Annotated in this window: 19 protein-coding genes and 1 other RNA gene; 7 read left to right on the forward strand and 13 right to left on the reverse strand. The window is 40.2% G+C overall.

Features of this window, described 5'->3' with window-relative positions; translation table 11 throughout:
* Nucleotides 1–114: 114 nt before the first annotated feature.
* The 8 genes from fdx to FD716_RS07900 all read right to left on the reverse strand — a co-directional run bounded on the left by fdx (nt 115) and on the right by FD716_RS07900 (nt 6345).
* Complete coding sequence (gene fdx / locus FD716_RS07865) at nt 115–453, reverse strand: ISC system 2Fe-2S type ferredoxin (RefSeq protein WP_139851784.1); 339 nt, start codon at nt 451–453, stop codon at nt 115–117.
* Between the two features lie 13 nt (nt 454–466).
* Complete coding sequence (gene hscA, locus FD716_RS07870; protein ID WP_139851785.1) at nt 467–2329, reverse strand: Fe-S protein assembly chaperone HscA; 1863 nt, start codon at nt 2327–2329, stop codon at nt 467–469.
* A gap of 102 nt (nt 2330–2431) precedes the next feature.
* Nucleotides 2432–2947, reverse strand: coding sequence for a Fe-S protein assembly co-chaperone HscB (gene hscB / locus FD716_RS07875; protein WP_139851786.1), 516 nt, complete (start codon nt 2945–2947; stop codon nt 2432–2434).
* Between the two features lie 81 nt (nt 2948–3028).
* Nucleotides 3029–3349, reverse strand: a complete 321-nt coding sequence (gene iscA / locus FD716_RS07880; RefSeq protein WP_139851787.1) for an iron-sulfur cluster assembly protein IscA — start codon at nt 3347–3349, stop codon at nt 3029–3031.
* A gap of 30 nt (nt 3350–3379) precedes the next feature.
* On the reverse strand, nt 3380–3766 hold the full coding sequence (iscU, locus tag FD716_RS07885) for a Fe-S cluster assembly scaffold IscU (RefSeq protein WP_139851788.1): 387 nt from the start codon (nt 3764–3766) through the stop codon (nt 3380–3382).
* An 86-nt stretch (nt 3767–3852) separates the two neighbouring features.
* Nucleotides 3853–5070, reverse strand: coding sequence for an IscS subfamily cysteine desulfurase (locus FD716_RS07890; protein WP_139851789.1), 1218 nt, complete (start codon nt 5068–5070; stop codon nt 3853–3855).
* A gap of 1 nt (nt 5071) precedes the next feature.
* Complete coding sequence (locus tag FD716_RS07895) at nt 5072–5545, reverse strand: Rrf2 family transcriptional regulator (RefSeq protein ID WP_139851790.1); 474 nt, start codon at nt 5543–5545, stop codon at nt 5072–5074.
* Between the two features lie 158 nt (nt 5546–5703).
* Entirely contained in the window at nt 5704–6345 is a 642-nt protein-coding gene (locus tag FD716_RS07900) for a hypothetical protein (RefSeq protein ID WP_139851791.1), read from the reverse strand.
* A gap of 196 nt (nt 6346–6541) precedes the next feature.
* On the opposite strand from FD716_RS07900, the gene FD716_RS07905 reads away from it, so the two are divergent.
* The 3 genes from FD716_RS07905 to FD716_RS07915 all read left to right on the forward strand — a co-directional run bounded on the left by FD716_RS07905 (nt 6542) and on the right by FD716_RS07915 (nt 9458).
* A complete protein-coding gene (locus tag FD716_RS07905) occupies nt 6542–7030 on the forward strand; it encodes a phasin family protein (RefSeq protein ID WP_139853640.1) in 489 nt (162 codons plus the stop codon).
* Nucleotides 7031–7189: 159 nt separating this feature from the next.
* A complete protein-coding gene (locus FD716_RS07910) occupies nt 7190–7462 on the forward strand; it encodes an HU family DNA-binding protein (protein ID WP_067659107.1) in 273 nt (90 codons plus the stop codon).
* A 130-nt stretch (nt 7463–7592) separates the two neighbouring features.
* On the forward strand, nt 7593–9458 hold the full coding sequence (locus FD716_RS07915) for a SurA N-terminal domain-containing protein (RefSeq protein WP_139851792.1): 1866 nt from the start codon (nt 7593–7595) through the stop codon (nt 9456–9458).
* A 100-nt stretch (nt 9459–9558) separates the two neighbouring features.
* Here FD716_RS07915 and FD716_RS07920 read toward each other — a convergent pair whose 3' ends face one another.
* Entirely contained in the window at nt 9559–10509 is a 951-nt protein-coding gene (locus FD716_RS07920; RefSeq protein ID WP_139851793.1) for an AraC family transcriptional regulator, read from the reverse strand.
* Nucleotides 10510–10717: 208 nt separating this feature from the next.
* Between FD716_RS07920 and FD716_RS07925 the strand changes: the two genes are divergently transcribed.
* Nucleotides 10718–11956 carry an alkane 1-monooxygenase gene (locus tag FD716_RS07925; protein ID WP_228714989.1) on the forward strand — a complete coding sequence of 413 codons (1239 nt, stop codon included), beginning with the start codon at nt 10718–10720 and terminating at the stop codon, nt 11954–11956.
* Nucleotides 11957–12223: 267 nt separating this feature from the next.
* Here FD716_RS07925 and FD716_RS07930 read toward each other — a convergent pair.
* Nucleotides 12224–13386, reverse strand: a protein-coding gene (locus tag FD716_RS07930) for an IS3 family transposase (protein ID WP_139851795.1) whose coding sequence is annotated in 2 segments (ribosomal slippage) — nt 12224–13131 and nt 13131–13386 — 1164 coding nt in all. Because the reading frame shifts where the segments join, the coding sequence is not laid out codon by codon here.
* Nucleotides 13387–13616: 230 nt separating this feature from the next.
* Nucleotides 13617–14447 (reverse strand): YbgF trimerization domain-containing protein, encoded by an 831-nt coding sequence (locus FD716_RS07935; RefSeq protein WP_139851796.1) that lies wholly within the window; start codon nt 14445–14447, stop codon nt 13617–13619.
* A 330-nt stretch (nt 14448–14777) separates the two neighbouring features.
* Here FD716_RS07935 and ffs point away from each other — a divergent pair.
* Nucleotides 14778–14874, forward strand: an RNA gene (ffs, locus tag FD716_RS07940) — signal recognition particle sRNA small type.
* A gap of 232 nt (nt 14875–15106) precedes the next feature.
* Here the strand turns inward: ffs and FD716_RS07945 are convergent.
* Complete coding sequence (locus FD716_RS07945; protein WP_139851797.1) at nt 15107–15718, reverse strand: regulatory protein RecX; 612 nt, start codon at nt 15716–15718, stop codon at nt 15107–15109.
* Nucleotides 15719–15832: 114 nt separating this feature from the next.
* On the opposite strand from FD716_RS07945, the gene FD716_RS18865 reads away from it, so the two are divergent.
* The gene (locus tag FD716_RS18865; RefSeq protein WP_171476964.1) at nt 15833–15970 is read left to right on the forward strand and encodes a hypothetical protein; all 138 of its coding nucleotides are present in this window, start codon (nt 15833–15835) and stop codon (nt 15968–15970) included.
* Nucleotides 15971–16144: 174 nt separating this feature from the next.
* A complete protein-coding gene (locus FD716_RS07950; RefSeq protein WP_139851798.1) occupies nt 16145–16510 on the forward strand; it encodes a NirD/YgiW/YdeI family stress tolerance protein in 366 nt (121 codons plus the stop codon).
* Between the two features lie 115 nt (nt 16511–16625).
* On the opposite strand, the gene recA is transcribed toward FD716_RS07950, so the two are convergent.
* A complete protein-coding gene (recA, locus tag FD716_RS07955; protein ID WP_139851799.1) occupies nt 16626–17672 on the reverse strand; it encodes a recombinase RecA in 1047 nt (348 codons plus the stop codon).
* Nucleotides 17673–17725 lie beyond the last annotated feature (53 nt).

Raw genomic sequence — 17725 nt, forward strand, 5'->3', positions numbered from 1 at the left:
AGTATTTAGTGGTTTTGGTTTTTCTACTGAAGTTTAAGCAAAAAAAAGTAAGGTCAGTTTATTGACCTTACTTTTTTTGCATCTACGCTGCCATTTTAATTGGACAGCGATGGCTTAGTGATTTTCTGAAGCATGGTTGAGGCTGTACTTTGGAATTTCAATCACAAGATCTTCATCAATGATTTTAACTTGGCAAGATAAGCGAGAGTCGGCTTCTAAGCCCCAAGCGCGATCGAGTAAGTCTGCTTCGACATCATCCATTTCTTCAATGCTATCAAAGCCTTTACGTACAACAACATGGCATGTGGTACATGCGCGTGACATATCGCAAGCATGCTCAATTTTAATGTTGTTGTCTAATAAGCTTTGACACAGATTGGCATTTTGCTCGACTTCAAACTCAGCACCTTCAGGGCAGTATTGCTCATGGGGGAGTACTTTAATACGTGGCATAGTCTTTACCTATCTATTCGTTTGAGTTTGACCAATCATCAAGTTTGGTGCCTTTAAGTGCATGATCAATATGTTGATTCATGCGTGCTGCTGCAAAGGCATCGCTGTGTATTTTAAGCTGTTCAACGGCATTTTCAATTGCAACAACATCGCTTGATTCCAGTTGAATTGAAAGCTGCGCTTGCGCTTGTTGTAAAGCCATTCGTTGTTCAGCGCTAAGTAATTCGATATCGACTTTAAGAGCTTGCTCAAGTGCTTCAAGTTCACGCTTCGCTTCAACTTTTACTTCATTTAAGTGGCGGAGTAGCTTATCTTGTTCAGCAAATTCAAAGCCGTCAAGCAATAAACGCTCAGTATCTGTATCAGAAATACCAAAAGACGGTTTGATGTCAATCTGGGCATGAACACCAGATGTGGTTTCGCGGGCAGCAACTGTTAATAAGCCATCAGCATCGACTTGGTAAGTGACTTCAATACGTGCTTGACCTGCCACCATGGCTGGAATGCCACGCAATACAAAGCGACCCAAACTGCGGCAATGTTCAACCAAATCGCGCTCACCTTGTACCACATGAATGAGCATGGCACTTTGACCATCTTGATACGTGGTAAATTCTTGGCGACGTGCAACAGGAATTGCAGTGTTGCGTGAGATTAAGCGTTCTACAAGGCCACCCATGGTTTCTATACCTAGTGATAGCGGTGTGACATCTAATAGCAGTGAACCATCAGTTTGATTGCCAATCAGTTGATTGGCGGTAATTGCCGCGCCAATCGCAACCACTTCATCGGGGTTAATGGTGCACAAAGGTTCTTGTTGGAAGACCTCGCGAACAAGCTTTTGTACGGCATAAGAGCGAGTAGAACCACCGACCAAAACAACACTTTCAATATCATCTAAACTTAATTTTGCATCTCTAAGTACACGTTTACAGACACTAATCGTTTTATCTAATGCAATTTGAATAATCGATTCGAATGTTGGGCGGTCTAAAACTAGGCGTTGATCTAGTAGTGTTAATTCAACACGTTCTGCATTGGACAAGGCCTCTTTGGCTTGACGAGCAGCAACAATAAAGTGTGCATAATCAATATCGCTTAGTGTATCAATGGCCAATTGTTTTTTTGCCCATTTGATCAATAGACGATCAAGATCATCACCGCCAAGCGCGGTATGGCCACCTGTTGCAAGAACTTCAAACACGCCTTGGCTAAAACGCAGAATGGAAACATCGAATGTCCCACCACCGAGATCATAAATCACGTAGTTGCGATCTGTAGCTAATTGGGTGTCTTGGTCTAGACCATAGGCGACAGCGGCTGCTGTAGGCTCATTGAGTAAGCGTAATACATTGAGACCAGCAAGTTGCGCTGCATCACGTGTTGCTTGGCGTTGAGCTTCATCAAAATAGGCAGGTACAGTAATCACGGCACCATTAATTGGATTTTGTAGACTGGCTTCTGCACGAAGCTTAAGCTGGGTCAGAATGTCTGCGGAAATCTCAATGGGTGTTTTACGACCTTGAGCAGTTTCAAAAGCAGGCATTTGCTTTTCATCACCAATCAAATGATAAGGATGTTGAAATTTAATATCTGCTTGTGAACGCCCCATAAAGCGTTTGATTGAAATAATGGTATTTTGTGGGTCGCGTGTTGAAAACTCTTTGGCTGCATCACCATAAGCAGTTGAATCTACGCCATAGTGTACAAGGGAAGGGAGTAACACACGACCTTGTTCATCACTCAGAACTTTAGCTTTGCCTGAAAGTACCGTGGCCACCAAAGAGTGTGTGGTGCCTAAATCAATGCCAATGGCAATACGGTGTTCGTGTGGCGCACTTGATTGTCCTGGTTCTGCAATTTGCAAGAGTGCCATGCTGTTACATCCTCAACTAACTATTCGATAACGAAAAACAAAAACATTAAAACTAGAATATTTCTAACTGGAATTTAAAACTTGAACGATATTTGATTTGGCTTAAAAATCATCATCTAAGCTAAAATCTTCATCATCCAATAGGCGATCTTCCGCTTTATCTATATCGTTCATTACTTTCTGAAAGAAACGTAATTTACGGACAGTGTCACGTGCTTCTGCCCAATCTTCATCATCAAAATCAATTTTGAATTCGCGCACTAAGCTATCAATCCACTGTTGAACTTCATGTTTCAACGAGTGTAATTGTTCAGTGGTTGCGGCTTCATCGAGTTGTTCGCGTATTTCAAGTGCAGACTGTAAAAACTCAAAGTCACTGATCGATTGATCGAGATGGTGATCTTCTTTACGTAAGGAAAGCAAGTATCCAGCACGACTATCGACTTGAGATAAAATCTTAAACGCTTGATTAATCTCACTTGATTTAATCATGGCTTGATTTTTATCTGTGGCCTTGTCTGGGTGATATTGTTGTTGCAATTTTAAAAAATTGGCTTTTAAGATTGCTAAATCAATATCGAGTTCAGGGGGGAGATCAAATAATGCAAAGTGATTCATTGGGTTTAAGTTCCAAGCTAAATAATACAAGTAAAACAGTGTGAACACTGTTTTACTGTACTGAAGAAAGAGGTTTTGAGCTTAGATGGTGAACGATTCACCGCAGCCACATTCGCCTTTCTTGTTTGGGTTGTTAAATTCAAAACCTTCGTTTAATCCATTTTTCACATAGTCCATTTGCATACCATCTAAATAGACGAGGCTTTTAGGATCAACAAATACTTTAACGCCAAACTGCTCAAACATTTGATCATGTGTATCTACATCATCGACAAATTCAAGCACATAGGCCAAGCCGGAACAACCTGAAGTCTTCACTCCAACCCGGATACCTTCACCCTTACCGCGATTTTTGATGTAATTGCTGATATGAGTTGCAGCATCTTTTGTGAGGTTAATCATGAAAACTCCAATGTCACAAGGATGTAAGAATTAAACTTTCGCTTTTTTACTGCGGTAGTCTTGTACAGCAGCTTTAATCGCATCTTCAGCCAGAACTGAACAATGGACTTTAACAGGTGGTAATGCAAGTTCTGTTGCAATATCGATATTTTTGATTGCTTGTGCTTGATCAAGGGTTTTGCCTTTGAGCCACTCGGTGACCAAAGAGCTTGATGCAATTGCAGAGCCACAACCATAAGTTTTGAAACGTGCTTCTTCAATGATGCCATTGTCATCAACTTGAATTTGCAAACGCATAACATCACCACAAGCTGGTGCGCCGACCATACCTGTACCAACGTTTTCAGCATTTTTGTCTAAAATACCAACATTACGCGGATTTTCGTAATGATCTATTACTTTTTCACTATAAGCCATGATGCTTCTCCAAACCTCGGGGTCAGCCTAGATTAGATTAGATATGGAGACATCTTAAGAGGATTCAATAGGATGTCTCGGATAAATTAATGTTCAGCCCACTCAACTGAGGCTAAATCCACTCCGTCTTGGTACATATCCCAAAGTGGAGAAAGTTCACGTAATTTCTGAACAGCCGCTTTCGTGACTGTAAGAACATGGTCGATATCTGCTTCAGTGGTATAAGTACCAAAGCTAAAGCGAATTGAGCTGTGTGCCAACTCATCAGATAAGCCAAGTGCGCGCAGTACATAAGATGGTTCAAGTGTGGCAGAGGTACATGCAGATCCCGAAGAAACCGCAACGTCTTTTAATGCCATCATCAAGGACTCACCTTCAACAAAGTTAAAGCTGACATTTAAATAGTTCGAAACGCTTTGCGTTTGATGGCCATTTAAAAAGATTTGCTCTAAATCTTGTAAGCCATTCCATAATTTGTCACGAAGGACGCGTAAGCGTGTTTGTTCAGCTACTAAGTTTTTGCCAGCCAATTCAAAAGCTTCACCCATACCTACAATTTGATGTGTTGCCAATGTGCCAGAACGCATACCGCGCTCATGACCACCACCATGAATTTGTGCTTTTAAGCGAACACGTGGTGTACGACGGACGTAGAGTGCACCCATGCCTTTAGGGCCATAAGCTTTATGTGCAGAAAAACTCATCAAATCGACTTTCATGGTTGAAAGGTCGATTTCGACTTTACCTGCAGCTTGCGCAGCATCAACATGGAAGAATGTTTTGTTTTCGCGTGTTAATTCGCCAATTGCAGCAACATCAGTAATGGTGCCAAGTTCGTTGTTGACCATCATTAATGAAACTAAAATGGTGTCTGGACGTAACGCTGCTTTTACCATGTCAGGGGTAATGATGCCAGTTTTTGGTTCTGGCTCTAAATAGGTGATTTCAAAACCTTCAGCTTCCAACTCGCGACATGGATCTAAAATGGCTTTATGTTCGATTTTACTGGTAATAATATGTTTGCCGCGGCTTTGATAAAAATGGGCAATCCCTTTAAGTGCTAAGTTATCTGATTCGGTTGCACCAGAGGTCCAAACGATTTCACGCGGATCTGCTTTGATCAGATTGGCAACTTGTTCGCGGGCATATTCAATTTTTTCTTCAGCTTGCCAACCGTAGAAGTGCGAGCGTGATGCAGCATTACCAAAGACACCGTCAAAGGTTAAGCATTCCATCATGCGTTCTGCAACTTGCGGATCGACAGGAGTTGTTGCTGCGTAATCAAGATAAATTGGACGTTTCATGTCAGATACCTGTAGCCGATAAGAAAGCTGAATCAAGAGATGGTGAGTTTTGGCGTAGTGCAACGGTTTGTACGTTGTCACGAGCTACAAGATCAGCAAGTGTGATTTTCACTAAGTAATCAGCAATATGGAGGGAGAGTTCTTGCCATAAGTCGTGCGTTAAACACATTGCACCATTTTGACAGTTGCCTTTGTGGTCGCAGCGTGTTGCATCAACAGTTTCGTTTACAGCTTCGATAATTTCGAGCACTGTAATTTGATCAGCAGGACGAGCAAGGTGGTAACCACCATTTGCACCACGAACACTAGACACGAGACCATGACGTTTTAGCTTGGCAAAGAGTTGTTCAAGATAAGCGACGGATATGGTTTGTCTTGTGGCGATCTCAGCAAGCGTTATCGTTTGCTCAGTATGCTGCAAAGCTAGGTCGAGTAGTGCAGTCACTGCATAGCGACCGCGAGTTGTTAAGCGCATGAGCTTACACACAATGAAGACGAATTAGCTAAAGTGTATGAATCCCGACTAAAATAGTCAAGTATTTTATCTGAATTCCTACTAAATAAGTTGGTTTAATTTTATAAGTGGGCCGAAAGGCTTTTATATTGGGATAAATAGCGGATGTCGGCGTTTAATTACCAGTAATTATACATAATAAATCCCACGAATAATAACGAAATAATCCATAACAGAATTTTTAAGTGTTTTTGCTTTTTTTCGAGACGACGAACACGGTTCTGATACTGTTTTACTTCTACATAAAGGCTATCAATTTTAGCGCGTTGGTTATCAATTTTCTCAAGTAGAGGTGCGATTCTTTGTTTTGAGGCGCTACTGTCTTGATCATCTGTTGGCTGTGTAAGCCATTGCTTCCAGTCTGAGAGTAACTTTGGTGCAGTTAAGTGAACAATGAGTACCTGAAATGCATCTTTTAGGCCGCGATCTCCCTCAAAACGTAGGCGTCGAATACTGCGTTTGTTGCCAAAGACAAAAATACGAACCAAATCAAATAGCGTGCTATTAATGGTTAGATCAATCGCTTGTATGGGGGGACTAAGATCAAATAACATACCCTTGTCCGTAAATTGGACATAAAAATCGAAATAGGGGATGTAACTATTTATTTTTATAGTTATCTTTTGATCGATAAATTTTTGAGCTTGTAGTCGGACCATACGATCATGTTTTAAGATGAAGGAATATATTGTTTCTAATATAATCATCAAAATGTTTAGCAACCAACGCGTGTGAGCCTGTTGATGTTGCGACTCATTCATAAAATATCCTTAAACGTGTGTTTGATGATTCGATCTCAAAAAAACAGAGATGAACTATTTTAGTAAAATCATCTCAATAATCATTTTGCTTTTTAGAACAGATTTATAAAAGGTTCAAGCATTTTATTCGATATTGTAGCAGCATTTTACAGATATTTAGGCTATAACTTTCACATACGAGAAGGAGAACTTCGTGATGGATCAAGAAAAAGACGATTTTTCAGAACAACAAAAAGCGCGATCAACGTCTGGTTCAAGTCAAGGAAAAACAAAGTCTTCGCTATCTTCATCACGGAGATCGTCTTTAGATTTTAGAAAATATACCAAACAAATTTGGTTGGCAGGTTTGGGGGCTTTTTCACGTGCTGAAGAAGAAGGTAATAAATTATTTGATGCATTGGTGAAAGTTGGAGAGGAGTTAGAATCTTCAAGTGAACAAGGCAGTGAAACATTGATGGCTAAAACTGCGGAGCAGAAACGAGCAGGATTAAGTGATAAGAAAGACAAAGTAGAGAAAATATTGGACTTGGGGGTTCATCATTCATTACATCGAATTGGCTTAGTGACAACCAAGGATTTACAGTACTTAGAAAGTTTGATTTTACAGCTACATCAAAAGGTTGATTTGCTCAGCGAAGAAAACAAACAATTGCACGATAAGCTGCATAAAAACAATCTAAGTTAAGCAATAAATGCCACTTTTACCGTTTTATGTGATTTATTTTTGTGAAAACAGTGGGTCTGGTCTTGCGTTTCCCCCCAAAGCATTGCTATAAAGTCGTCATGGCCTTTCGAACTACAAGCCTTGAATCTTAAACAAACGATATAAGAGGACTTAATCTTCATGAATAAATCAGAATTAATTGACGCTATTGCAGAAAAAGGGGGATTGTCTAAGACTGATGCAGGTAAAGCATTGGACGCGACTATTGCTTCAATTGGTGAAGCGTTGAAAAAAGGGGACACAGTAACCTTAGTTGGTTTTGGTACTTTTAGCGTTAAAGACCGTGCAGCACGTACTGGGCGTAATCCTAAGACTGGCGAAGAATTGCAAATTAAAGCAAGCAAAGTGCCTAGTTTCAAAGCAGGAAAAGGCTTGAAAGATTCTGTAGCTTAAGCTCAGATTTTATAAAAACGCGCCAGTTCGGCGCGTTTTTTTTACATTATTTGAAATTATAATTTTTTGCTCATTCTTTCACTTTCGAATATCGGTTAGAATCCCCACGGAATAAAATATTGGAATACCTATGGAATCTTTTCGTAATCTCATAAAGGGTTGGCTTGGTAAACTCCTACTCACTGTTATTTTGGTGCTTTTTGCCTTTGTTGGCATGGAGGGCTATTTCAGTGGGGGGCTACCAGCAGATGCAGCTAAGACTGTAAATGGTGAGGTGATTTTAAAAAAAGATCTTGATAATCAAACTAATGCTTTTAAAACCCAGTATTTAAAATATACCAATGGGGATGAAACCTTATTAAATCTTCCTTTTATTGAAAATGCCGCACTTGAAAGTTTAATTGCTCGTAACCTATTAATTCAGCAAGCTGAAAAATTGGGTATCACGTTAAGTGATGATCAAATTAAACAAATGCTTGCTCAACAGGAAGCGTTTAAAGAAAATGGAAAATTCTCTAAAACACTATACGACAATTATTTAAAACGAGAAGGCTTAACCAGCCAAGGGTTAATCCAGAGCTTACGCCAAGATTTTGCTTTAAATATTTTGAGATCAAGTATTGCGTTGAATGCTTTAGTCAGTAAGCAAGATGTTGATCAAATTCAAAATCTGCGTACAGAAAAGCGTGATTTATATTTGTCGAGTATCAATTTAGACAGTTATAAAGCCAGCGTAAAAGTATCGGATCAAGATATTAGTAATTACTACAACAGTCATCAAAATCAGTTTAAGCAACCAGAGTTGTTTGATGTTGATTATGTGGTGTTGAGTCCAAGTATGTTGGATCAGACACCAGCGGCTGTTACAGATGAAGAGCTTCAACAGGCGTATAACCAATTTGTTGCAAAGCGTAAAACTGAATTTCAGCAAGAAGTTAAGCATATCTTAATCAGTGTTGATAGCAGCCGTACCGATGCAGAGGCCAAGAAGCTTGCAGATGAAGTTTTTGCTAAAATTAAAGCGGGTGAGTCTTTTGCACAAGCTGCAGCACAATATTCAGATGACACGACTTCTAAAAACAAAGGTGGGGTATTAAGTTATTCTGCTGGAACGTTTGGTGAAGACTTCGATAAGACAGTTGCTGCCAATAAAGGCCAAGTATCCGCGCCAGTTAAAACCACCTTTGGTTATCATTTGATTGAAACCAAGGCGATTTCTGAGCCGATTCCTGCATTTGATGCTGAAAGAGCAAGATTGAGTGCCGAACTTGCTAAAACTAAATCTGAAAACCTGTTTATTGATACAGTGAATCGTCTAAACACGACTGTATCGGATAACGATGCTTTAGATGTGGTTTCGCAAGAAGTTAAAGCAACACAGGTGCAAAGTGTAAAATCACTGATGTTATCTACTCAGCACCCAGTGTTATCTGATCCGAATGTGAAAATTAAAATTTTCAATGAGGCGGTTAGAGCGGGTGATCAAAATGCAAGTAGTAATCTTGCATTGGCGAATGGTGATGTGGTGTGGGTGAAAGTACGTGCCTATCATCCAGCTGCAGTACAACCCTTGAATCAGGTGAGTGCTAAAGTCAAAACCCAGTTAATCGAGCAAAAAGCATTTGATGCAGCGAAAGCTAAAATCAATAGTGTGTTAGATGATTTTAAAAAGCTTCCTGCACAACAGGTATTGGCAAAGCATGCGCTTAAATTTGAACATGCGGGTGAATTTACTCGCTCACAAGGGCTTAAGCGTAAAGTTGAACAAGCAGCATTTAGTTTGATGGCACCGAAAGCAGGTATGTGGTCAGTGAATACGGCTGCATTACCAAATGAGTTAGTGATTGTTGCTGTTGCAAGTGTGGTAAAACCCCCACAGGATGCGGTTGAAGCGGCACAAATCTCAGAGTTAACCAAATTGTATCAGCAGCAAAGAGGCGAGCAATTATTGGGTGATTACACTGAGTATTTAAAAGCCAAAGCGAAAATCAAATAATTTCATCTGAATCGAATTGAAATTAAGGAAAAAGACACTTCGGTGTCTTTTTTTTGTTTGTAAGATTGCGTTTGGGATACCACCTATGTTGCTTGGATGACTAAGTTGATTGCGGCTGTATTGCTGCAAAAAACAGTTTTTGATAGCGTTTTGGACTGATATTTAACTGCTTTTTAAAACGCTGACTGAATGTAACGTCTGAGCTATATCCGAGTTGCTGTGCAATTTGCTGGATGGATCGCTGACCAGCTCGGAGGAGTTGACAGGCCAAATTCATACGGTGTTGCTGTAAGTAGGCGAGTGGTGTCGTTCCAAGGAGTTGATGGAACTCACTGGCAAATTTGGAGCGTGACATGTGGCACTGGTGTGCCAATAGCTCGACAGTCCAAGCGAAGCCAGGCTTGCCGTGGATGGCTGTTAGCGCCTGTGAAAGTTGAGGGTGGCTTAAAGCACGCAACCAGCTCTGTGTATCGTCTAGGTGTAGTATGTGATCTCGAATACATTCAATAAATAAAATGCTAATCAGATGGTCGATAATCTTATCCCGACCGGGTCTGGTCTGCTGTGTTTCGAGTGCCAAAAAAGATAGCCCGATTTGCAGCCACTCAGGTGTGCGATGGTTAGCAAGGCTTTGTAGATAAATATAAGTTGGGAGGCTGTCTAACAGCGGTTTTGCCATTAGGCTATCCAGTTGTGAATGGATTGCCATCAATTGATTATGTGTGGTGGCTGTTGTTCCGATATCGATGCTCTGCTGTGGGGTTTTATCAAAATATTCTGTGAAATCGAGGGTTTCAATAAGTGGTTGTTGCACAGATGAGGCGCTACAACGATGTGCTGATCCAGCGGGTAAAAGAATGACATCACCTGTTTGTGCAAAGATAAGGGTTTGTGGTTCGAGCTGAATAAATATTTCGCCTGAAAGCACGATATAGGCAATCACAGCATGTTTTTTTTCAACAGTGAAAGCCCAATCGCCATGTGTGTTGAGATAAAAATATTCGGCTTGGTTGAGATGTATGTCATTAAGAATCTGACTGAGTGCATCCATGGTATTTTTAAAATCGAATTATGTGGCCATATTAAGCCGGTGATACTGGTTATGCTTGTTGTTTTAGGACGTAAACAATGCAGAATGTGCCAAAGACGTAGCGTATGTTTTTCTGGACGCTGCATAGTATTTTTACAGGCCAATATCGCTGAAGATATGTGTAATAAAGCACATAAGGAAGGTGACTGTAATGAATGCTTCGGTTCGAATGAATGCATCAAATACTCAATTGACTGCACCACCAGATCAGTCTACTGGCTTGGCTTTGGATAAAAAGCGCTATTTATGGCTGATTAGCCCAGCATTGCCTTTGATTGGGATTGTAACCTTAGTTGGCTATCAGTTTGCACCTCGACCATTCAAAAAAGCGTGGGCGCTGACAGGCCCAATTCTATTGCACGTGATCATTCCTGTTGTTGACCATATCGTGGGTCAAGATCAAAATAATCCCACAGCAACTCAGATTAAACTGTTAGAACAGGATCCATATTATGCAAGGCTGGTAAAAGCTTTTATTCCACTGCAATACGCAGCAAATATTTATGCTGGTTATATTGTGAGTCAAAAAACCACTTCATTGCTTGATAAAATATTATTGGGAATCAGCATGGGGGCGATTAATGGGATTGCGATTAATACAGCGCATGAACTCAGTCATAAACCAGACCGTCTTAATCATCTGTTATCGCATTTAGCGCTTATTCCAACGGGATATAACCATTTCCGGATTGAACACCCATATGGGCATCATAAACGTGCAGGGACACCGGAAGATCCAGCCTCATCAAGAATGGGGGAGAGTTACTATCAGTTTTGGCCGCGAACTGTATTGGGTTCGTTAAAATCAGCAATCGCAATTGAAACACATCGGCTGCAACGTAAAGCCAAAAGCTTTTGGTCTAAAGAGAATGAATTGCTACTGGGCTGGGGCATGGCGAGCGTTTTTCATTTAACCATGTTGGCTCAGTTTGGTAGGGGAATCATGCCGTATTTAGCGACACAGGCATTTTATGGGCTGAGTTTATTTGAGTTGATTAATTATATTGAGCACTATGGTTTGTTGCGTCAGAGAAAGGACAATGGCCAATATGAACGAATGATGCCGCAGCATAGTTGGAACAATAATAATATCGTGACCAATTTATTTCTTTACCAGTTACAGCGCCATTCAGATCATCATGCATTTCCAAACAGAGCATTTCAGGCATTAAGACATTTTGATGAGGCGCCCCAATTACCCAGTGGTTATGCCAGTATGTTGTTGCCGGCATTAATTCCATCACTTTGGTTTTATATTATGGATCCATTGGTTTATCGGCATTATCAGGGAGATTTAAATAAAGCCAATATTGACCCGAAAAGACGCGCTAAGATTTTCAGTCAATTCGCTGTGATTGATAGGTTGATAAGAAAGGATGCGGGTAATGTGGGCGTAGTTGTCGATTAAGCTGGATTTGAGTGGATTGCTGCTCATCTCAAGCTTCTCCCCGAAAGGCATAGGTATCTACACAAATATTTAAGAAATGTATTTAGTCGAAATATGTAATCTATTTGAGCTTAATACAAGGTATTTAAGTCCTCTTTAGATTTGGAATTTAGGGCTGAATGCAAATTTCATTGAATTTCAGAAATGCCCAATCTCCCCTAACCCCTCTTTTCCAAAGAGGGGGACTTTTCGGGGAATTCAAAGCCAAGTATAGGCTACATGTAGTGGTCAACAAATACTGGACACAGTTTTAAGTTTATTTTCTGCTGCCTCAGGACTAATACCACCATTAAACTGATGTGGTCTAATTTGGTTGTAATAGTTCATGAGGTACAGACCTATATCCATCTTTGCCTCAATAATCGAGTGATATCCCAATCGTGGAATCCACTCGGTTTTCAAGCTTCTAAATAATCTTTCTGTTGGTGTATTATCCCAACAGTTTCCTTTGCGCGACATACTTTGATCTATTTGATAAAGATCAAGTTTCTGCCTAAACAAAATACTATTGTATTGGCTCCCTTGATCACTATGAAATATAACTCCGCTTGGCTTTCCTCTACGATGCCATGCTTCATCCAATGCTCGAATAACTAATTCTTTATCTGGCCTTTTAGAGAAAGACCACCCAACAACTCTACGAGCATATAAATCTAATACTATGGCTAAATATGACCAGCCTTTCCCTGTCCAGATATAAGTGATATCACCGGTCCAAACTTTATTCGGTTCGGTTGGTTTAAACTCTCGACTTAGGACGTTAGGAATATCCAGATGTTCGCTTTCTAGCTTCTTGTATCGGTGTGTCTTAAGCTGTTTCGAAATGAGTCCAGCTTCCTGCATCAACTTACGCACTAGATAGCGTCCTATACCAATACTTTGATTACGCAAAGTATCTCGAATCCCTCGGCTACCCAATGCACCACGGCTTTGTTTGAATGCCTTAATCACATGTGCTTTTAATAGCAAGCGATTATGATTTACGCGCTTTTTAACGCAATGATGACGGTAATAGCTTGAACGTAAAATACCAAAAGCACGACAGACCAGATTAACAGGACTAAACTCTCTCAGGTGGTCTATCAGCGCATACGTTTGAATTCGTCTGACATTAAGAGAGCAGTAGCCTTTTTTAGAATTGATTTTTCCTGTTCAAGCTGGTGAATACGTGCTTCTAGAGCCTGAATTTTTTGCTGCTCAGGAGTAAGCGCATTCATTGTTGGTGTTTCTCCTGTACGCTCAAATTGCAGTTGATCGACCCACCGTCGAAGAGCAGTTTCGCCCACATCCAAGGATCGACAAGCTTGAAGAATGGAATAACCTTGATCCAGCACTAAACTAGCAGCTTCAAGCTTAAATTCTGCACTAAATACACGACGTTGTTTTTTCATTAGACACCTCTAGTATGGTTAGACTACCACCTAATTGGGTGTCCAGTTTTATTAGACCACTACAACACAACGCTCCTTCCTTAGAAAAAGGAAGGTTGGGATGGATTACTTTGGGTTGTAAACAGCATATCAAAAGATGTGTAGATACCTATGCCGAAAGGAGAAGGATGTATTGGGGGTTAAGTATGTTTTAACTGACCGATTTTATCTGCTTCGAGGTGAATGGCAGGTTATTTTTTGAAATAACCTGCTTCTTCAGACTTTGGATAGGTCGTTAATAGTTTATCTTTAAAGACTTTCGCTGTAGCGGCATTTTTATTTACATCTTTTGCAATGCTATAAAGTTGATACAGCGCGCGGGGCGCTTTGGCTGAATCGGGGAATTTTGCAGCGACAGTTTCATAGTTTTTCTTGGCTTCGTTGTAATTCGGCGGATCAATTGCAAGATTAAACTCAGCTAACCAGAAATAAGCATTGCCTGTGTAGACGCTGTTTGGATAACTTTTAATAAAGTTGGTCATCGGTGCAATTGCTTGTTTGGCACCACCTTTTTTATAGGCATCTAAAGCGACTGTGTAGGCCGCTTTTTCTAGTTCGACTGCGTTACTGGTATTGGTGTTTGCCGCTGCTGGGTTGTTGGTTTTGGGTGCGGCAGGAGTGGCGCTGTTAGTGGTTGTATTGCTATCAGATGGGGTTGTGGCAGGCGTACCAGATTCATTCGATGTTTCTTCATCAGTGTGCTGCGATTCAGGATCAATTTTCTGTTGCAATAACTCAAGACGTTGATCTAAGTCGGTATAACGACTATTGAGTTCTTTATTCATTTGATCAAGCAGGTGATCTTGCTCTTCTATTTTACCGCGTAGTTCTCGAATTTGATTTTCTAACTGTTGATTCTTTTGCATTAAATCCCAGTTCATATTCCCTGAAATAGGCGATGCACTATTTTCGATGGTCGTAAAGTTTCCTGGTTGGCTAAGCTCGCGAGATTCAATTGGAATCGCGTATAAGGTTGCTGAACTCAGTAATGCGATAGAAAATGCCAGATGCTGTTTGAGCATAAAATTAAACCCGTATTGTTAAAACTTTTTTCCAATCAATATTATGCTAAATATTTATTAGAAAATAAGCACAGAAAATCATATGTTATTAAAGACGGCTCATAGTTGAATTGCAAGATGGTTTTACAATCTTCTCAAATATTTGTGTTATCTAGCAGGCTGGGAATACGTTATTTAAAACTCAAAAACAAGGATTTGCTTATTATGTAGGCGGATTATTCCCAGATCGCTGATCAAATAATCAGTTGAGCGATTTATCTGTTTTAAATCAAATTTCTTTATTGCAACAATTTTAAAAATCGCTATACTTTGATCCTGTAATGGTGACCCTATTGGTGGTTTCGCAATTGTATTCTGTAAACCCCGCCAGGACCGGAAGGTAGCAACGGTAGCAGATATATGATGTGCCGAGATTTTGCTAATAGGGTTGCCACCAATTTTACAATAATAAGATTAATCATTTCCTTTTTATCGCAGTCTTGCGATTAAGCAATCCCACCGAATCCTGTTCATTTAACTTATTTATACTTTTGATATTTATTGAGTATATTGTCGCATCTTCGCATCTTCGCATCTTCGCATCTTCGCATCTTCGCATCTTCGCTTCAGTGTGTTTGCTAGAATCGTGATTGAATGATCAGCGTATATGTCCAGTGGATTTATTTTTTTCGTGCAATCGCTTTAAAAATGACATCGAAATCAAAACCCCGATATTGTAAAAATCGAATCTGCTTGGCTTTGGCCTTAGGTTCTTGGGCAACGTCAGTACCGAATTTTTTTACTTTAAGAGCATAGGCTTGTGCAAGCCAATCGATTTCTTTTAAGTCTTCTTTTAAATGCTCGATATCTAAACTTTTACTTTTTAATGCAAGTTTAATGTGCTGAGGACCTTTTCCTTTACGCACTTGACTGCGTAATAGCATTTCGGCCATTCGATCATCACTTTGGTAATTTGCAGCAGCGAACTCATCTACTAAGGCAATGACTTCATTGCGATCTTGTGCGCGAAGCATGAGCTTTTCAATTAGGTCGATTTTTGAATATTCTTTGCGGGTCAGTACTGCAAAAGCATAGGAGCGCAGTTTGGTTCCGGTCAATCCAACTGGAATGTCGAGCGTTATTTCTGAATCTGTTTCAGTCGAATCGCTTGGAAGCTGGGGGTGAGGACGGACTGGCTGCTGTTCCTGTTTTAGCTCAGAATCTTGTTGTGACTGTGTTGCCATCACCAGCTGATCATAATCTAAGTACTTTGGGAATTTCGCGCCTGACATGCCACAACCTTTTATTTTTACGATCGAGATAAGAGGATATGCTCCCAAAATAATCGCTGATCATCTGCTCAATAAAATATAACAGTGCATGATTTATTCAAGTGAAATTATTGAATGGGAACACTCGATATTATAACCGATTGTGGTATTAAAATGGCTAACGATGAAGGAGTTTCAATTCACTTTAAAAAAGGGGAGGGAATCGTTGAGTTTAAAAAAGATCAGCCGATTAATATTCAAGAAGTGCAATAACTGTCTAACAATCGCATTGTTAAATATGTAATGTCTAGTCAAATTTAAATTGATTAAACCGTCTACAACAGTGGGCGGTTTTTTATTGTTTGGCTTTTTACTTGTATTAAGTTTTACTTCACAACTAAAATTGGTTATTGTTATTTACTTCACAAAGTGGGAGTGGTATGAGAAATGAAAATTAAACCAATACTATTGATTGTTGGTCTACTTACAGCAGTTTCCACGCATGTTTTGGCTGGTCATGATGATGATCAACGGGTAATAGCGGCAGCAGCGAACAATGTCATCACAGTTGCTCAAGCTGCGAAAGCCAGAGATGAAACCGCGGTAACGATTGTTGGGACAATTGTACGTCAACTTAAACATGAACATTATGAGCTGAAAGACCAGAGCGGTACGATTGTGGTTGAGATTGATGATGATATCGCTGGCCCTGCTCAACTCAAACCAGGGAGTAAAGTTCGTGTGATTGGTGAAGTGGATACACACCGCTATAGAGCAACTGATATTGATGTTGTGCGGGTTGAATTTCTGTAATTGGCTTTTAGAAGCTGAGTCAAGTTAGATATTTAACAACAATTCTTAGATCATAAACAAAAATAAACGCCAAGCTTGGCGTTTATTTTTATAGACGATTAACGGGTTTAAAATATTAAGCGTCTAATGCCTCGTCAAGTTCTTCAGTTTTTTTATCTTCTGGTTCAGCTTGTGCCGTGGTTAATAATTTCTCACGAATCATGCGGTCAAGATCTTGAGCAATTTGTGTGTGTTCCTCTAAATGACGAATCACATTGTTTTTACCTTGTCCGATTTTACTTCCTTGATATGAGTACCAAGCACCAGCTTTTTGTACCAGTTCTTGCTGTACCGCAAGGTCAACCAATTCACCAAGCTGATTGGTGCCTTTGCCGTAAAGGATTTGGAACAGTGCTTCTCTAAATGGAGGCGCCATTTTATTTTTAACGACTTTTACGCGGGTTTCAGAACCAACAATTTCATCGCCTTCTTTCACTTGACCAATACGACGAATATCTAAACGGACTGAAGCATAGAATTTTAGTGCGTTACCACCAGTTGTCGTTTCTGGGCTACCAAACATCACACCAATTTTCATACGAATTTGGTTAATGAAGATCACCATACAATTTGAACGTTTGGCATTACCCGTAATTTTACGTAGGGCTTGGCTCATTAAGCGTGCTTGTAGGCCCATATGCGAATCACCCATTTCGCCTTCAATCTCAGCGCGTGGGGTTAAGGCTGCAACGGAGTCGACAACGATCATGTCAACTGCACCAGAACGAACCAGCATATCTGCAATTTCAAGTGCTTGCTCACCGTGGTCAGGCTGCGATACCAAGAGATTGTCGATATCAACGCCCAGTTTGCGTGCGTATTGTGGATCTAAAGCATGTTCTGCATCGATAAATGCACAGGTGCCGCCAGCTTTTTGACATTGCGCAATGGCTTGTAATGTCATTGTGGTTTTACCCGAAGATTCTGGACCATAAATTTCAACAATACGGCCTTTAGGTAAACCACCGATTCCTAAGGCAATATCTAAGGTCAGAGAGCCTGTTGACACCACCTCAACAGCTTGAACGGTATTATCACCCAAGCGCATGACTGTATTTTTACCAAATTGTTTTTCAATTTGACTGAGCGCAGCTGTGAGTGCTTTACTTTTGTTCTCATCCATCTTTCTAACCTCAAGACTATCTAATTTCATTCAATATATAAGTGGATGTCTTT

It is taken from the genome of Acinetobacter pullicarnis (assembly GCF_006352475.1).
Classification (GTDB): Bacteria; Pseudomonadota; Gammaproteobacteria; order Pseudomonadales; family Moraxellaceae; genus Acinetobacter; species Acinetobacter pullicarnis.